Source organism: Rhodopseudomonas palustris, assembly GCF_003031265.1.
GTDB lineage: Bacteria > Pseudomonadota > Alphaproteobacteria > Rhizobiales > Xanthobacteraceae > Rhodopseudomonas > Rhodopseudomonas palustris_H.
Genome location: NZ_CP019966.1, coordinates 2,228,921 through 2,243,161, shown reverse-complemented (window position 1 = coordinate 2,243,161; position 14,241 = coordinate 2,228,921). Strand labels below are relative to the sequence as shown.

Genomic DNA, 14,241 nt, shown 5'->3' with positions numbered 1-14,241 from the left:
TTATTTGGCGGGACCGGCCGCCTTCGCCTGTTCGACGAAGGCGTTGGTGTAAGTCTTGGTGACGTCGATATTGGCCTTCGCCACGTCCGGTGAGCCGACGCTGAACACCGCCAGCACGGCATCTGCCCCCTTCGGGTCCATCAGCCCGGTGGTCGAGTACATCGGGATCGTGTTCTTCAGCGCCGCGACGTACTGCGCCTTGTCCTTGCCGACGATGTTGGCCGGCATCTTATCGGCGATCTCCTCAGCCGAATGCGCGTGGATCCAGCTCAGCGTGCCGAGGATCGCCTTGGTCAGCCCCAGCGCCTCGTTCGGATGCGCCTTGATCCAGGCCGTGGTGGCGTACAGCGCGCCGCCCGGATAGTCGCCGCCGAACACCTCGCGGGTGTCGTGCTCGGTGCGGGTGTCGCTGAGGATGCGGAGGTCGGCATGCGCCGCCTGCAGGATCGTCACCGCCGGATCGAGCATCACCGCGGCGTCGATCTGGCCCTGCTGCATCGCCGCTACCGCGGTGGCGCCGAGGCCGACACCGACCACCGAGACGTTGTTCGGATCGATGCCGTTCTTCTTCAGCTGATACTTCAGGAAGAAATCGGTCGACGAGCCTGGGGCGCTGACACCGACCTTCTTGCCGGCGAGATCCTTGATCGACTTGATCTCCGCGGTGTGGGCCGGAGACACCGCCAGCACCAGACCGGGATAGCGGTCGTACACCACGAAGCTCTGCATCTCCTGCTTCTTCGCGGCGAGGTTGACGGTATGGTCGAAATAGCCGGAGACGACGTCGGCGCTCCCGCCGAGCACGGCTTTGAGCGCATCCGAGCCGCCCTTGAGGTCGACCAGTTCGACGTTGAGCCCGGCCTTGTCGTACTCGCCGAGCTGCTTGGCCAGCACGGTCGGCAGATAGCACAGGCAGGCGCCGCCGCCGATCGCGATCGTCACCTTGCTCTGCGCCTGAGCGGCGCCGGCGGTGAGCAGGATCGCGGCGAGCGCCGCAGCGAAGTGTCGAAAGTCGGCCTTCATGGCGTTGGTTCTCCCCAGACGAAGCGGCAAGGACAATAAGCCAAAGCCGCGCCCTGCTCTAGTCCGCCTGCTGCGCCCCGCTCGGCTGCGGCCGCCACACCAACAGGCGCCGTTCGACCAGGCTGACCGCGAGATCGATCAGGATCACGAACACCGACAGCACGAACATCCCGGCAAACACGCCGGCGACATCGAAGGTCCCTTCGGCCTGCTGGATCAGGTAGCCGAGCCCGGCCGCGGCGCCGAGATACTCGCCGACCACCGCACCGACCACCGCAAAGCCGATTGCGGTGTGCAGCGACGAGAACATCCAGGACAGCGCCGACGGCCAAAATACGTGGCGCATCATCTGCCGCTCGCTCATCCCGAGCATCCGGGCGTTGTCGACCAGTGTCGCGCTGGTTTCCTTGACGCCCTGATAGACGTTGAAGAACACCACGAAGAACACCAGCGTCACGCCGAGCGCGACCTTGGACCAGATCCCAAGCCCCAGCCACAGCGTGAAGATCGGCGCCAGCACGACGCGCGGCAGCGCGTTGACCATCTTCACATAGGGATCGAACACCGCCGCCACCCGCGGCTGCCGGGCGAACCAGAAGCCGACCAGAACGCCGGCGAGCGAGCCGATCACGAAGGCGAGCAGCGACTCCTGCAACGTGATCCACAAATGCTTCCAGATCACGCCGGAGGCGAACCAGGCGATCACCTGCTTGGCGACATCGACCGGCGTCGAGAAGAAGAACGGTGGCAGCAGCAGCTTGCCGGCGATCGGCACCGTGGTGAACAACTGCCACACCGCCAGCGCGACGATGGCGACGAGGAGCTGCAGGGCGAGGAGCTTTACGCGAGACATGCCGCAGCCCCTCCAAGCGACCACGTAGCACCGAAGCGAAGCGCCCTCTTCTCCCCTCCCCCTTGCGGGGAGGGGTCGGGGGTGGGGGTCCGCGGCGGAAGCCTATCCTTGGAGCTTCGCCGAACCGAGGCGCCGTCCGCGCGGCGCCCCCGCCCCAACCCTCCCCCGCAAGCGGGAGAGGGAGCGCGCTGTGCTCCGGGCAAGTCAGCGACCAGAGTCAAATGCATCACGCCACCTGCCCATATGCCTTCATCACCTGCTCGCGCAGCACGGCCCAGATCTCACGATGCAGCGCGTGAAACTCGTGGGTCAGGCGGATTTCGAAGATGTCGCGCGGGCGCGGCAGTTCGATGCGCCAGTCGCCGACGATGCGCGAGGATGGACCGGCCGACATGATCACGACCCGGTCGGCGAGCGCGATCGCCTCTTCCAGATCGTGGGTGACGAACAGCACCGCCTTCTTGTGCGCGCTCCACAGCTGCAGCAGCAGATTGCCCATGATCTGCCGGGTCTGCGCATCGAGCGGGCCGAACGGCTCATCCATCAGCAGGATCTTGGGATCGCGGATCAGCACCTGCGCGAGCCCGACGCGCTTGCGCTGGCCGCCGGACAGCATGTGCGGATAGCGCTGCGCGAACGCGCCGAGCCCGACCGTCTCCAGCCAGCCGTGCGCGCGGCTCAGCGCCTCGCTGCGCGGCGTGCCGGCGATTTCCAGCCCGATCGCGACATTGTCGATTGCCGTCTTCCAAGGAAACAGCGCATCGGCCTGAAACAGATAGCCGGCCTGCGGATTGAGGCCGTCGAGCTGCGCACCGAAGATCCGCACCGCGCCGGCGGCGGGACGCAGCAGCCCGGCCGCCACATTGAGCAACGTCGACTTGCCACAGCCGGTCGGCCCGACGATGGCAACGAACTCACCATCGGCCACCGTCAGCGTCGCATGCTCCACTGCCGTATAGGTACGCGCATCGGCGAGGCGGAACGCCACCGTGGCGTTCTGCAGCGCCACCGCCGCATTGTCCGTCTGATTCACGCCCTCTCCCCGCTTGCCTGCTCGCCGCGACCATTCAACGCCGCGCGCCGACATGCAAGTCTGGCTTGCGCCCGGCCGTCTCGGGCGGCCATGCTGCGATCATGACGAGCGCTGCTTCGCCGATGATCGCCTATGACAGGATCACCAAGAGTTTCGGCGGCGGCCGGATCAAAGCGATCGACGACGTCTCGCTTGCGGTGCAGCGCGGCGAACTGCTCGCCATCGTTGGCGGCTCGGGCTCCGGCAAAACCACGCTGCTGCGGCTCACCAATCGCCTGATCGACGCCGATGCCGGCGCAATTGCCATCGACGGCCACGATATCCAAACAGCCGATCCGATCGCGCTCCGCCGCGGCATCGGCATGGTGTTCCAGAATGGCGGGCTATTCCCCCACCTCACCGTGGCACGCAATATCGGAATCACGCCCAAGCTGCTGAACTGGTCGAAGACCGATATCTCCACCCGGGTCGATGAACTGCTCGAGCTGGTGCGGCTCGATCCCGCCCAGCATCGGGACCGCTTCCCGCACGAACTCTCCGGCGGCCAGCGCCAGCGCGTCGGCGTCGCCCGCGCGCTCGCAGCCGGACCGGAGATCGTACTGATGGACGAGCCGTTCGGCGCGCTCGATCCGCTGACGCGCGATGCACTCGGCGAAGACTTTCGCGCGCTGCACGACCGGCTGAAGCTCACCACCGTGCTGATCACCCACGACATCACCGAGGCGCTGCTGCTGGCCGACCGGATCGCGGTGATGCACCGCGGCCACCTGCTGGCGCTCGGCACCGCGAGTGAGCTTGCGGGTAGCCGAGACGCCTACGTCGCCGAACTCTTGCAGACGCCACGTCGGCAGGCGCAGCGGCTCGGCGCGTTGCTGCCGCGGGACGGCGCGGCATGAGCCTGTTCGCCGATCCGCGCTGGCATGACGCGCTGAGCAATCTGCCCGACTATCTCGGCGCCCATGTTCGCGTCAGTCTGGCGGCTCTCGCGCTCGGGCTGATCGTCAGCCTGCCGCTGGCAATCTTCGCCCGGCACCGGCCGGTGTTGCGCGGCGCCCTGCTCGGGTTTGCCGGCGTGGTGCAGACCGTCCCCGGCCTTGCGCTGCTGGCGCTGTTCTATCCGCTGCTGCTGGCACTCGCGGCGTTGTCGATGAGCACCTTCGGCGTCGGCTTCTCCGCTTTCGGCTTCCTCCCAGCGGTGCTGGCGCTGGCGCTGTATTCAATGCTGCCGGTGCTGCGCAATACCATCACTGGGCTCGATGGCGTCGACCCGGCGCTGATCGAAGCGGCACAGGGCGTCGGGATGACCGAGCGCCAGGTGCTGACCATGGTCGAGCTGCCGCTGGCGCTGCCGGTGATCATGGCTGGAATCCGCACCGCCGCGGTGTGGGTGATCGGTACAGCGACGCTGTCGACCCCGATCGGCCAGACCAGTCTCGGCAATTACATCTTCGCCGGCCTGCAGACTCAGAATTGGATTCTGGTGCTGTTCGGCTGCGCCGCCGCCGCCGTGCTGGCGCTCGCGGTTGATCAGTTGCTGGCACTGGCGGAAACAGGGCTGCGGCGCGGCAGCCGCTGGCGGATCGGACTGGGGTCGGCAGGCATCGCCGCGATCGTGATCGTGACGTTGCTGCCGGCCACCGCGGGGCGCAGCTCCTACGTGATCGGCGCCAAGACCTTCACCGAGCAGTATGTGCTCGCCGCGTTGCTGCAGCAGCGCCTCGAGGCCGGTGGCCTGGCCGCGACGGCGCGCGCCGGGCTGGGCTCCAGCGTGATCTACGACGCGATTAAAAGCGGCGACATCGACGCCTATGTGGATTACTCCGGCACGCTGTGGGCCAACCAGTTCAAACACCCCGGCATTGCCGCGCGCGATCAGGTGCTTGCCGAGCTGAAGCAGGATCTCGCCAAAGACGGCGTCACCCTGCTCGGCGAACTGGGCTTCGCCAATGCCTATGCTCTGGTGATGCCGCGCACCAAAGCCGAGGCGATGAAGATCCGTTCGATCGACGACCTCACCGCCCGCGCGCCGTCGATGACGATCGCCGGCGACTACGAGTTCTTCTCGCGGCCGGAATGGGCCAACCTGCGCCGCGCCTATGGGCTTGCCTTCAAGACCGAACGGCAGATGCAGCCGGATTTCATGTACGCCGCCGTCGCCTCCGGCGAAGTCGATCTCATCGCCGGCTATACCTCGGACGGGCTGATCGCGAAATACGACCTCGTCGTGCTCGACGATCCGAAACAGGCGATCCCGCCCTACGACGCGGTGCTGTTGCTTGCGCCGAAGCGCGCAAACGACACTAAACTACGCACCGCCCTGAAGCCCCTGCTCGATCGTATCGATATCGAAGCGATGCGCGCCGCTAACCTGCAGGCGGGATCAGGCAGCACGCCCGACGTAGCGGCACGCGCGTTGTGGGAGCGCGTAAAACCACGCTGATCAACTCGCCGAATGTCGGCGCTACGTCTTCGGCTTCAGTCCCAGCCGTTTGGCGACGATCTTGTCGATCCAGCGCGGCGGCAGTTTGGTCGACAGCCAGAACTGCAGCGGACCCGGGGTGATGACGTCGTGCGCCTTGGGTGATGGCGCGGTCAGCGCGTCATAGACGCGCTGCGCGATCGTCTCCGGCGGCAGACCGCTTTCGTCCATTTCAGGCAGCAGCGCGCGCAGCTTCTGCAGCGCCGGATAGAACGGCGAACTCGCAAACCGCGACACGTCCTCCCGCTCGGCCTTGCCCCAGATTGGCGTCTTCACCGCGCCCGGCATGATCACCACCACGTCGATGCCGAACAGCATCAGCTCGCGCCGCAGCCCGTCCGACAGGCCGTTCAGCGCGTGCTTGGAGGCGGAGTATGCAGCCATCAAGGGATTGCCGAACTTGGCGGCGATCGACGACATCATCACGACCCGCCCTGGCGCGCCGCGCAGCGACCGGTCGGTGCCGAGCAGCGGCCCGAACGCCTGGGTCGCGAGGATCGGCCCGATCACGTTGACGTCGAACTGGCGGCGGAATTCATCGGCTGGCAGATCGAGCACCGGGCCCGCCACCGCGATGCCGGCATTGTTGACGAGCCCGGCAAGCGTCTCGCCGTCGAGCGCCGCGCGCACCTCGTCCGCCGCGGCCCGGACCGCGGCTTCATCCGTAACGTCGAACACCAGCGGGGTGAAGCCGGACCCCAATTCGACAATAAGCCGCTCGGCATCGCTGTGCTTCCGCACGCTGCCGAATACCCGGAATCCCTTGTCCAGCAGCATCCGCGCAATGGCATGACCGATCCCGGTGGACACGCCGGTGATGACGATAGACTTCATGGCTTGCTCCGTTCGAACGCCGGACATTCTACCACAGCAAAACGGGACCGCGTCACCGCGATCCCATTTATGACAGTTGGTAGAGCGCGCCGCGAGGCTAAGCGCACGGCGCGCTGAAGCTGCGTTACCGTCCCGCTTCCGCGACCTCGCCCTTGATGACATCGCCGAAGCGCTGCCAGCGTTCGCCCTTGAAGCTCATCATCTGGAACTGATCGATCGGGGCGAAATCGGTCGGCGAGGTGTTGACGGTGACGCCCGGCAACAGACCGTCGAGCTGCACGCCCTTCATATTGGCCGCCTGCTTCATCAGGTTCTCGCGGGACAGATCGTCGCCGCACATCCGGAGCGCCTGCTCCATCGTCTGGGCGATGCTGTAGCCGGACAGCACGGTGCTTTCCATCGCCTTGCCTTCGGGAATGTATTTTTCGACAAAAGCATGGAATTTCTTCATGCCTGGGTCGTCGTTCCACTGCGGATCGGTCGGGTCCTTGGCGAAGGTCGCGGACACCAGATCCTGTGCGTTCTCGAGGCCGGCCGGCTTCAGCACGGTGCCGAGCGACGACGAGGCGTTGGGCACGATGTGCAGCGGCTTCCAGCCGAGTTCGGCGACCTTCTTGATCGATTGCGCGGCGAACTTGCCGGTGGCGAACGAGAACAGCGTGTCGGCGCCGGACGCCTTCAGCTTGACGATCTGGGAGTCGATGGTGGGCTCCGCGACTTCGTAACTGGCCTCAGCGATGAGCATCGACGCCGCCTTGTCGCCCAGCCCTTCCTTCAGGCCACGAATGTAGTCCTTGCCGAAATCATCGTTCTGATAGAGCACGCCGATCTTGGCGTTCGGCTTCTCCTTCAACAGATACTTGGCGTAGGCGGTGGCTTCGGCCTGATAGCTCGGCAGCCAGCCCATCGTCCACGGGAACTGCTTCGGATCGTTCCAGCGGGTGGCGCCGGTGGCGAGGAATAGCTGCGGCACCTTGCGGGCGTTCAGATACTTCTGAATCGCGACGTTCGACGCAGTGCCGACGTTACCAACGATCGCCATCACCTCGTCGCTCTCGACCAGCTTGCGGGTCTGCTCGACCGTCTTCGGCGGCGAGTACGCATCGTCGTAGGAAATCACGTTGATCTTGCGGCCGTTGATGCCGCCTTCTTCGTTGATCTTCTTGAAGTACGCCGCATAGGTCTTGCCGAGGATGCCGTAAGCCGAAGCCGGACCGCTATACGGCACGGTGTTGCCGAGCTTGATCTCGGTATCGCTGGCACCGGGGCCGTACTTCTTCTGAGCAAGCGCCGGCCCTGCAGCCAGCATCGCAATCGCGGCCGCCAGGGCAGCCACGGAAGTCGTCGTCATACGCATTTTTGATCCTTCTTCTTGCGTTTCCTCGATACGGCAGACGCCGCGCGAAGCTCTCCCGTTGACCGGGGCTGTTGTGGCGCGTCAGGGACGCGGGTGTTTCAGGTTGTATTCGCCGCGGCGGAGCCGCCCTGCTCCGCCAGTGCGCGAACGTCGGCCGCGGCGGTCTCGACGTGGCGGCGCAGCAGCGTCGCGGCCACCGTTTCGTCACGCGCCTCGATCGCAGCGACGAAAGCGCGATGATCGTCCAGCGACCGGCGGCGGATCGCGTCGGACTCGAAGTAGCGCTCCCGCCAGCGTCGGCTCATTAGCATCAGCGGCGTCAGCGTCCGAACCAGAATGCGGTTCTGGCCGGCGGCGACCAACGCAAGATGAAATTCGACATCCGCTTCGGCCATATCGCCGCCGGTCTGGATGGTCGCCGCGTAGGCTTGCAGTGTCTGATGCAGCTTGGAGAGATCGGCGTCGGTCCGCCGCCGACAGGCCAGCCGCAGCGCCTGCTCTTCGCAAATGATGCGGGCCTCGGTGACGTCGCGGGTAACCTGCGGATCGAAGGTCAGTCCGAGATCGGCCTGCAGCACCAGCGCCTCGAGCCCGCCATCCTCGACGGCGTTACGCAGATAGATGCCCGATTTCGGCCGGCGTTCGGTGATGCGCATCGCGTCCAGCACCGCGAGCGCCTCGCGCACCGAGCTGCGGGCCACCCCGAACCGCTCTGACAGTTCCCGCTCCGACGGCAGCCGATCGCCCTTCGCCAGCCGATGATGCTGCACGAACTCGAGCGTCTTGCGGACCGTATGCGAAGTCTCGGAGTTGAGCGGAGCTGCCATAAGTGACCCTACCAATCTGGTCAGACCAGATCAAGCAGGTGAGGCTGCGGCGGATTGCACCGGCGCCAAACGGAAAACGGGACCGCGTCGCCGCGATCCCGTTTGATGACCTGTCATTGCGAGGAGCGAAGCGACGAAGCATCCAGTCTTTGCTGGAGCTTCTGGATTGCTTCGCGGAGCCTGTCCTCGGGCCGGCCAGAGGCCGGACCCGTTGGCTCGCAATGAGCAGCAGAGGCTGCTTAGTTCTTCGACTTGTCGACCAGCGCGCCCTTCTTGATCCAGGGCATCATGTCGCGCAGCTTGGCGCCGACTTCCTCGATCGGGTGCTGCGCCAGCTTGGCGCGGGTGGCCTTGAACGAGGTCTGGTTGACCTTGTTCTCGAGCATCCAGTTGCGGGTGAAGATGCCGTTCTGGATGTCTTCCAGCACCCGCTTCATCTCCGCCTTGGTCTCGGCGGTGATGATGCGCGGACCGGTGACGTACTCACCATACTCCGCGGTGTTGGAGATCGAGTAGTTCATGTTGGCGATGCCGCCTTCATAGATCAGGTCGACGATCAGCTTCACTTCGTGCAGGCACTCGAAGTAGGCCATTTCCGGCGCGTAGCCGGCTTCGACCAGGGTCTCGAAGCCGCCCTTGATCAGCTCGACCAGACCGCCGCACAGCACCACCTGCTCGCCGAACAGGTCGGTCTCGCATTCCTCGCGGAAGGTGGTTTCGATGATGCCGGCGCGGCCGCCGCCGATCGCCGAGGCGTACGACAGGCCGAGGTCATGGGCGTTGCCCGAGGCGTCCTTGTGGATCGCGATCAGGCAGGGCACGCCGCCGCCGCGCTGATATTCGGAGCGCACGGTGTGGCCCGGGCCCTTCGGCGCGACCATCAGCACGTCGAGGTCGGCGCGCGGCTCGATCAGGTTGAAGTGGACGTTGAGGCCGTGAGCGAACAGCAGCGCCGCGCCCTGCTTCATGTTGTCGTGCAGATGCTCGCGATAGATGTCGGCCTGCAATTCGTCGGGCGTCAGCATCATCATCACGTCGGCCCACTTGGCGGCCTCGGCGACGTCCATGACCTTGAAGCCGGCGTTCTCGGCCTTCTTGGCCGACGCCGAGCCCTTGCGCAGCGCGATCGCGACGTCCTTGACGCCCGAATCCTTCAGGTTCAGCGCGTGGGCATGGCCCTGGCTGCCATAGCCGATGACGGCGACCTTCTTGCCCTTGATCAGGTTCAGATCGGCGTCGCGATCGTAGTAAACTCGCATCCTCGTTCCTCTTTCTCGGCGGCCCGTCCCGCCCGTGCTGGTATGATCGGGCCATGCCGGCCGACCGTTGAATTGCCGCTGGTTTTTAGGGGTCCGGGTGCCCGGACACAAGCCCGCGGCGGCGATTTGTGGCGGTTAGGACAGCATGGCTGCCGCGATGCGGAAAACCGCCAATCCTACGACTTTCGGCGCTCAACCCACCTCCGGCAGCGACGGCCGGGCGCGGCCGAACAGCAGCATGATCGCAAGGCCCGCGACCACGATCAGCATCCCGGTGAGCCGCAGCGACCCGAACGTCTCCCCGAACACCAGGCTCGACGCCCCCGCCCCGATGAACGGCACCAGCAAAGCAAAGGGCACAACCTGGGCAGCGCTATAGGCGTGCAGCAGCCGCCCCCAGATCCAATAGCCGATGGTGGTGGAGCCGACCGACAGCGCCAGCATCGCGCCCATCACGCCGGGCGACAGATGCGTCAGCGACTGGACGATGGCCGGGACGCCATCGCTGACCCAGGCCGCCAAGGCGAGCGGCGGCAGCGACGCCAGGCTGATCCAGGCAAACAGGTCGAGCATCGGCACGTCGCGGGCGCGGCGCAGCAACAGATTGGTGAAGGCGAAGCTGATCGGGGCGGTCATCGTCACGGCGAAGGCCAGCACGGTGAAGTCGTAGCCCACCGTCAAGCAGATCATCAGCAGGCCGCAGGCGGCGACCGCAATGCCAGCCAATTGCGCTCCGGTCGGACGCTCGCCCAGCAACAGCGCCGCGAACCCCACCGTAAACAGCGCCTGGCTCTGCACGATCACCGCGGTCAATCCGGCCGGCACGCCGTGGGCGATGCCATAGGTCTGGGTGAGATACTGCCAAACCAACAGCAGGCTGATGCCGATCCACACCGGCCACGCCAGCTTCGGTCGCGGCAGCAGCAGGCACGGCAGCGCCGTGATGGCGAAACGCAGCAGGTTGAGCAGCGACGGAGACATTTCGGTCAGCGCGTAGCGCGTGAACACGAAGCCGAGGCCCCAGATCACCGCCACCAGAACGGCGAGCGCCGTATCGGCGGGCTTCATCGTCGTTTCCGTCCCCTCGTCCGGCACCAACCGCGCCGCGTTCCCTGGGTCGTAGCTGATCCGTCCGCACCCGGTAACCCGCCCCGCACGCGGAGCTGTATCCCGCGCGACGATGCCGCAGCCGGGAACGAAACATCGGGACATCCGGTTGGCGAATGGACGCCCGGTCAACACCCACGCCGGGCGCTGCTATCGAAAGGACGATCCGGATATGACGCTGATTCCGCACAACACGCTCGTCGTCGTCGCTGATGGCCGCGGCGCCTTGCTGCTGCGCAACACCGGCAAGCCGGCCGACGTGACGCTGCGCCAGGAGCGCAAGCTCGAGCCGACCAATTTGGACGACGACGGCCCGTCGGGCTCGCGCCCCGAGGAGCAGAGCCAGAGCCAGACCGACGAAGCGACCTTCGCCAAGCAGCTCACCAACACGCTGAACAAGATGAAGCTCGACGGCGAGTTCGACCAGCTGGTGCTGGTCGCCGACCCGCAGACGCTCGGTCAGATGCGCCCGATCCTGCACAAGACCGTCGAAGCCTCGCTGATCCGCTCGCTGGCGAAGGATCTCACCAACCACCCGCTCGATCAGATCGCCGAGGCGATCGCGGCATAGCGGTTACATCCCCTCCGCGCCGCGGCCGATCGCGGCGACGCCGGTGCGCACCACTTCGACCAGGCCGAGCGGGCGCATCAGCTCGATGAACTGATTGATCTTCGACGAGTTGCCGGTGATCTCGAACACGAAGCTCTCGGTCGAGGCGTCGATCACCCGGGCGCGGAAGGCCTCGGCGAGCCGCAACGATTCAACGCGATGCTCGCCGACGCCGCGCAGCTTGACCATCGCAAGCTCGCGCTCGATCGAACGGCCGCTCAGCGTCATGTCGACGACGCGATACACCGGGACCATACGGTCGAGCTGGTTCTTGATCTGCTGGATCACCATCGGCGTGCCGGTGGTGACGATGGTGATCCGGGACAGGTGCTTCTGCGCCTCGGTCTCCGACACCGTAAGACTTTCGATGTTGTAGCCGCGGCCCGAGAACAACCCGATCACTCGGGCCAGAACGCCGGGCTCGTTCTGCACGATCACCGACAGCGTATGAGTCTCGTTCGGATCGTGGCGCTCTTCCATGAAGTAAGCGGATGCGGGCTGGGTCATGTCTGTTCTCAGGTTTGAGCCGAATTGTTAGTGAGCGTCATTGCCGGGCTTGACCTGGCAATCCATCATTCTTGCGAAGATCGATGGATGCGCGGGTCAAGCCCGCGCATGACGTCGTTGTTGAAGCGAAGCGCCTTGGATCACACCAGCGCCTTGCCGCCGGCGAAGGCGGCTGCGGTGGCTTCGTCGGTGGCTTCGGCCGGCAACAGCATTTCGTTGTGCGCCTTGCCCGACGGGATCATCGGGAAGCAGTTCTCCAGCGCGGCAACGCGGCAGTCGAACAGCACCGGCTTGTTCACCTTGATCATGTCCTGGATCGCGCCGTCGAGATCGGACGGCTTGATCACCTGCATGCCGACCGCGCCGTAAGCTTCAGCCAGCTTGACGAAGTCCGGCATCGCTTCGGTGTAGGAGTGCGATAGCCGGTTGCCGTGGAGTAGCTGCTGCCACTGCCGAACCATGCCCATGTACTGGTTGTTCAAGATGAAGATCTTGATCGGCAGTTCGTACTGCACCGCCGTCGCCATCTCCTGGATCGTCATCTGCACCGAGGCATCGCCTGCGATGTCGACGACGAGGCTGCCCGGATGCGCCACCTGCACGCCGAGGGCTGCCGGCAGACCGTAGCCCATGGTGCCGAGACCGCCCGAGGTCATCCAGCGCTTCGGCTGTTCGAAGCCGTAGAACTGCGCCGCCCACATCTGATGCTGACCGACTTCGGTCGTGATGTAGGTATCACGGCCGCGGGTCGCCTCGTACAGCCGCTGGATCGCGTATTGCGGCATGATGACGTCGTTGTTCTTCTTGTAGGCGAGCGAGTTGCGCGCGCGCCAGGTCGCGACCTGCTGCCACCACTGCTTGATGTCGGGCTTCTTGGCCTCGGCCTTGAAGACGCCGAGCAGATCCTCGAGCACCGTGGCAACATCGCCGATGATCGGCACGTCGACCCGGATGTTCTTGTTGATCGACGACGGATCGATGTCGATGTGGATCTTCTTGGCGTTCGGCGCGAACGCGTCGGTACGGCCGGTGATCCGGTCGTCGAACCGCGCGCCGATGCACAGCATGACGTCGCAACCATGCATCGTCATGTTGGCTTCGTAGGTGCCGTGCATGCCCAGCATGCCGAGCCAGTTCTTGCCCGAGGCCGGATAGGCGCCGAGGCCCATCAGCGTCGAGGTGATCGGGAAGTCGGTGATCTCGACCAGCTCACGCAGCAGCCGCGACGCTTCGGGGCCGGAATTGACCACGCCGCCGCCGGAATAGATCACCGGACGCTTGGCGTTCGCCAGCAGCGCAACTGCCTTGCGGATCTGAGCAGGGTCGCCCTTCTTGTTCGGCACGTAGGAGACGTGGACGTCGGCCTTGCGCGGCGGATGATAGGTGCCGGTGGCGAACTGCACGTCCTTCGGCACGTCGACCACCACCGGGCCCGGACGGCCGCTGGTCGCGACGTAGAACGCCTCGTGCAGCACCTTCGGCAGATCCTCGATCCGGCGCACCAGCCAGTTGTGCTTGGTGCACGGCCGGGTGATGCCGACGGTGTCGCATTCCTGGAAGGCGTCGTTGCCGATCAGATGGGTCGGCACTTGGCCGGTGATGCACACCAGCGGGATCGAATCCATCAGTGCGTCGGCGAGCGGGGTCACCATGTTGGTGGCCCCCGGCCCCGAGGTCACCAGCACCACGCCCGGCTTGCCGGTCGAGCGCGCATAGCCCTCGGCCGCATGGCCGGCGCCCTGCTCGTGGCGGACCAGAATGTGTTGGACGTCCGACTGCTGGAAGATCTCGTCATAGATCGGAAGTACTGCGCCGCCCGGATAGCCGAAGATGTGCTCGACACCGTGATCCTTCATCGCGCGGACGATCATCGCCGCACCGGTCATCTGGTTCGGATCGTGGCTATTGCTGTCGCTCATGGTTGGCTCCGGATGCGCCTTCGGGCGCTGTCGTTCGTGGTTCGGGATGGTTCAGGCAATAAAAAAGGGCCCGTCGAAGGCCCTCAGCGCACCGTCCGTTCGCGGGGTGGAGTCTATCCACCCCCGGCGGTGCGCCTGGGTACGATGACGAGAAGCAGGTCGGAAATTTTGTGTCGCATGTGGCCGGCTCGGCTTCCCAAAGGTTGCGCGGGACCATACCCCTCAAACCCCGAATGTCAAGGCAGGGGAAGACCCGTACGGATCAAACCTTAGCCGGATTTTGGGGTGGTCGCGAGCGGTAATAACAGGCAGGCGGGCATGCTGCGGAGTAAGATGCGCGGGTCCGGTACGCTCCGGCTGCAGCCGTCTGCGCAGGAGGTCGTGCCTGAACCTCCACGCGCGCCTCCCCTACCCAAGCGCGTCATTCCGGGTT

The 14,241-nt window shown here is 65.4% G+C and carries 13 protein-coding genes; 3 read left to right on the top strand and 10 right to left on the bottom strand.

From position 1 onward, the window contains the following. The 3 genes from RPPS3_RS10330 to RPPS3_RS10320 form a co-directional block, all read right to left on the bottom strand. Entirely contained in the window at positions 1 to 1,023 is a 1,023-nt protein-coding gene (locus RPPS3_RS10330; protein WP_107343991.1) for an ABC transporter substrate-binding protein, read from the bottom strand. 58 nt (positions 1,024 to 1,081) lie between these two features. Next, the gene (locus RPPS3_RS10325; protein ID WP_107343990.1) at positions 1,082 to 1,876 is read right to left on the bottom strand and encodes an ABC transporter permease; all 795 of its coding nucleotides are present in this window, start codon (positions 1,874 to 1,876) and stop codon (positions 1,082 to 1,084) included. A 226-nt stretch (positions 1,877 to 2,102) separates the two neighbouring features. After that, a complete protein-coding gene (locus tag RPPS3_RS10320) occupies positions 2,103 to 2,963 on the bottom strand; it encodes an ABC transporter ATP-binding protein (protein WP_234820166.1) in 861 nt (286 codons plus the stop codon). Positions 2,964 to 3,010: 47 nt separating this feature from the next. Between RPPS3_RS10320 and RPPS3_RS10315 the strand changes: the two genes are divergently transcribed. Continuing rightward, complete coding sequence (locus tag RPPS3_RS10315; protein WP_434006779.1) at positions 3,011 to 3,805, top strand: ATP-binding cassette domain-containing protein; 795 nt, start codon at positions 3,011 to 3,013, stop codon at positions 3,803 to 3,805. Continuing rightward, positions 3,802 to 5,349 carry an ABC transporter permease/substrate-binding protein gene (locus tag RPPS3_RS10310; RefSeq protein ID WP_107343988.1) on the top strand — a complete coding sequence of 516 codons (1,548 nt, stop codon included), beginning with the start codon at positions 3,802 to 3,804 and terminating at the stop codon, positions 5,347 to 5,349. The genes RPPS3_RS10315 and RPPS3_RS10310 overlap by 4 nt, the downstream gene beginning before the upstream one ends. Before the next feature lie 21 nt (positions 5,350 to 5,370). Here RPPS3_RS10310 and RPPS3_RS10305 read toward each other — a convergent pair whose 3' ends face one another. From RPPS3_RS10305 to RPPS3_RS10285, 5 genes are all read right to left on the bottom strand, one after another. After that, positions 5,371 to 6,222 carry an SDR family oxidoreductase gene (locus RPPS3_RS10305; protein WP_107343987.1) on the bottom strand — a complete coding sequence of 284 codons (852 nt, stop codon included), beginning with the start codon at positions 6,220 to 6,222 and terminating at the stop codon, positions 5,371 to 5,373. Between the two features lie 124 nt (positions 6,223 to 6,346). Beyond that, positions 6,347 to 7,579, bottom strand: a complete 1,233-nt coding sequence (locus tag RPPS3_RS10300; protein WP_107343986.1) for an ABC transporter substrate-binding protein — start codon at positions 7,577 to 7,579, stop codon at positions 6,347 to 6,349. Positions 7,580 to 7,677: 98 nt separating this feature from the next. After that, a complete protein-coding gene (locus tag RPPS3_RS10295) occupies positions 7,678 to 8,406 on the bottom strand; it encodes a FadR/GntR family transcriptional regulator (RefSeq protein WP_107343985.1) in 729 nt (242 codons plus the stop codon). A gap of 239 nt (positions 8,407 to 8,645) precedes the next feature. Next, positions 8,646 to 9,665, bottom strand: a complete 1,020-nt coding sequence (gene ilvC / locus RPPS3_RS10290) for a ketol-acid reductoisomerase (RefSeq protein ID WP_107343984.1) — start codon at positions 9,663 to 9,665, stop codon at positions 8,646 to 8,648. A gap of 192 nt (positions 9,666 to 9,857) precedes the next feature. After that, on the bottom strand, positions 9,858 to 10,733 hold the full coding sequence (locus RPPS3_RS10285) for an EamA family transporter (protein WP_107346540.1): 876 nt from the start codon (positions 10,731 to 10,733) through the stop codon (positions 9,858 to 9,860). A 211-nt stretch (positions 10,734 to 10,944) separates the two neighbouring features. Here RPPS3_RS10285 and RPPS3_RS10280 point away from each other — a divergent pair, with 211 nt between their 5' ends. Further along, positions 10,945 to 11,343 carry a host attachment family protein gene (locus RPPS3_RS10280; RefSeq protein WP_107346539.1) on the top strand — a complete coding sequence of 133 codons (399 nt, stop codon included), beginning with the start codon at positions 10,945 to 10,947 and terminating at the stop codon, positions 11,341 to 11,343. A gap of 3 nt (positions 11,344 to 11,346) precedes the next feature. On the opposite strand, the gene ilvN is transcribed toward RPPS3_RS10280, so the two are convergent. Both ilvN and RPPS3_RS10270 read right to left on the bottom strand, forming a co-directional pair. Further along, positions 11,347 to 11,889: an acetolactate synthase small subunit gene (gene ilvN, locus RPPS3_RS10275; RefSeq protein WP_107343983.1), complete on the bottom strand. Its 543-nt coding sequence runs from the start codon at positions 11,887 to 11,889 to the stop codon at positions 11,347 to 11,349. 140 nt (positions 11,890 to 12,029) lie between these two features. Continuing rightward, positions 12,030 to 13,808 (bottom strand): acetolactate synthase 3 large subunit, encoded by a 1,779-nt coding sequence (locus RPPS3_RS10270; protein ID WP_107343982.1) that lies wholly within the window; start codon positions 13,806 to 13,808, stop codon positions 12,030 to 12,032. Positions 13,809 to 14,241 lie beyond the last annotated feature (433 nt).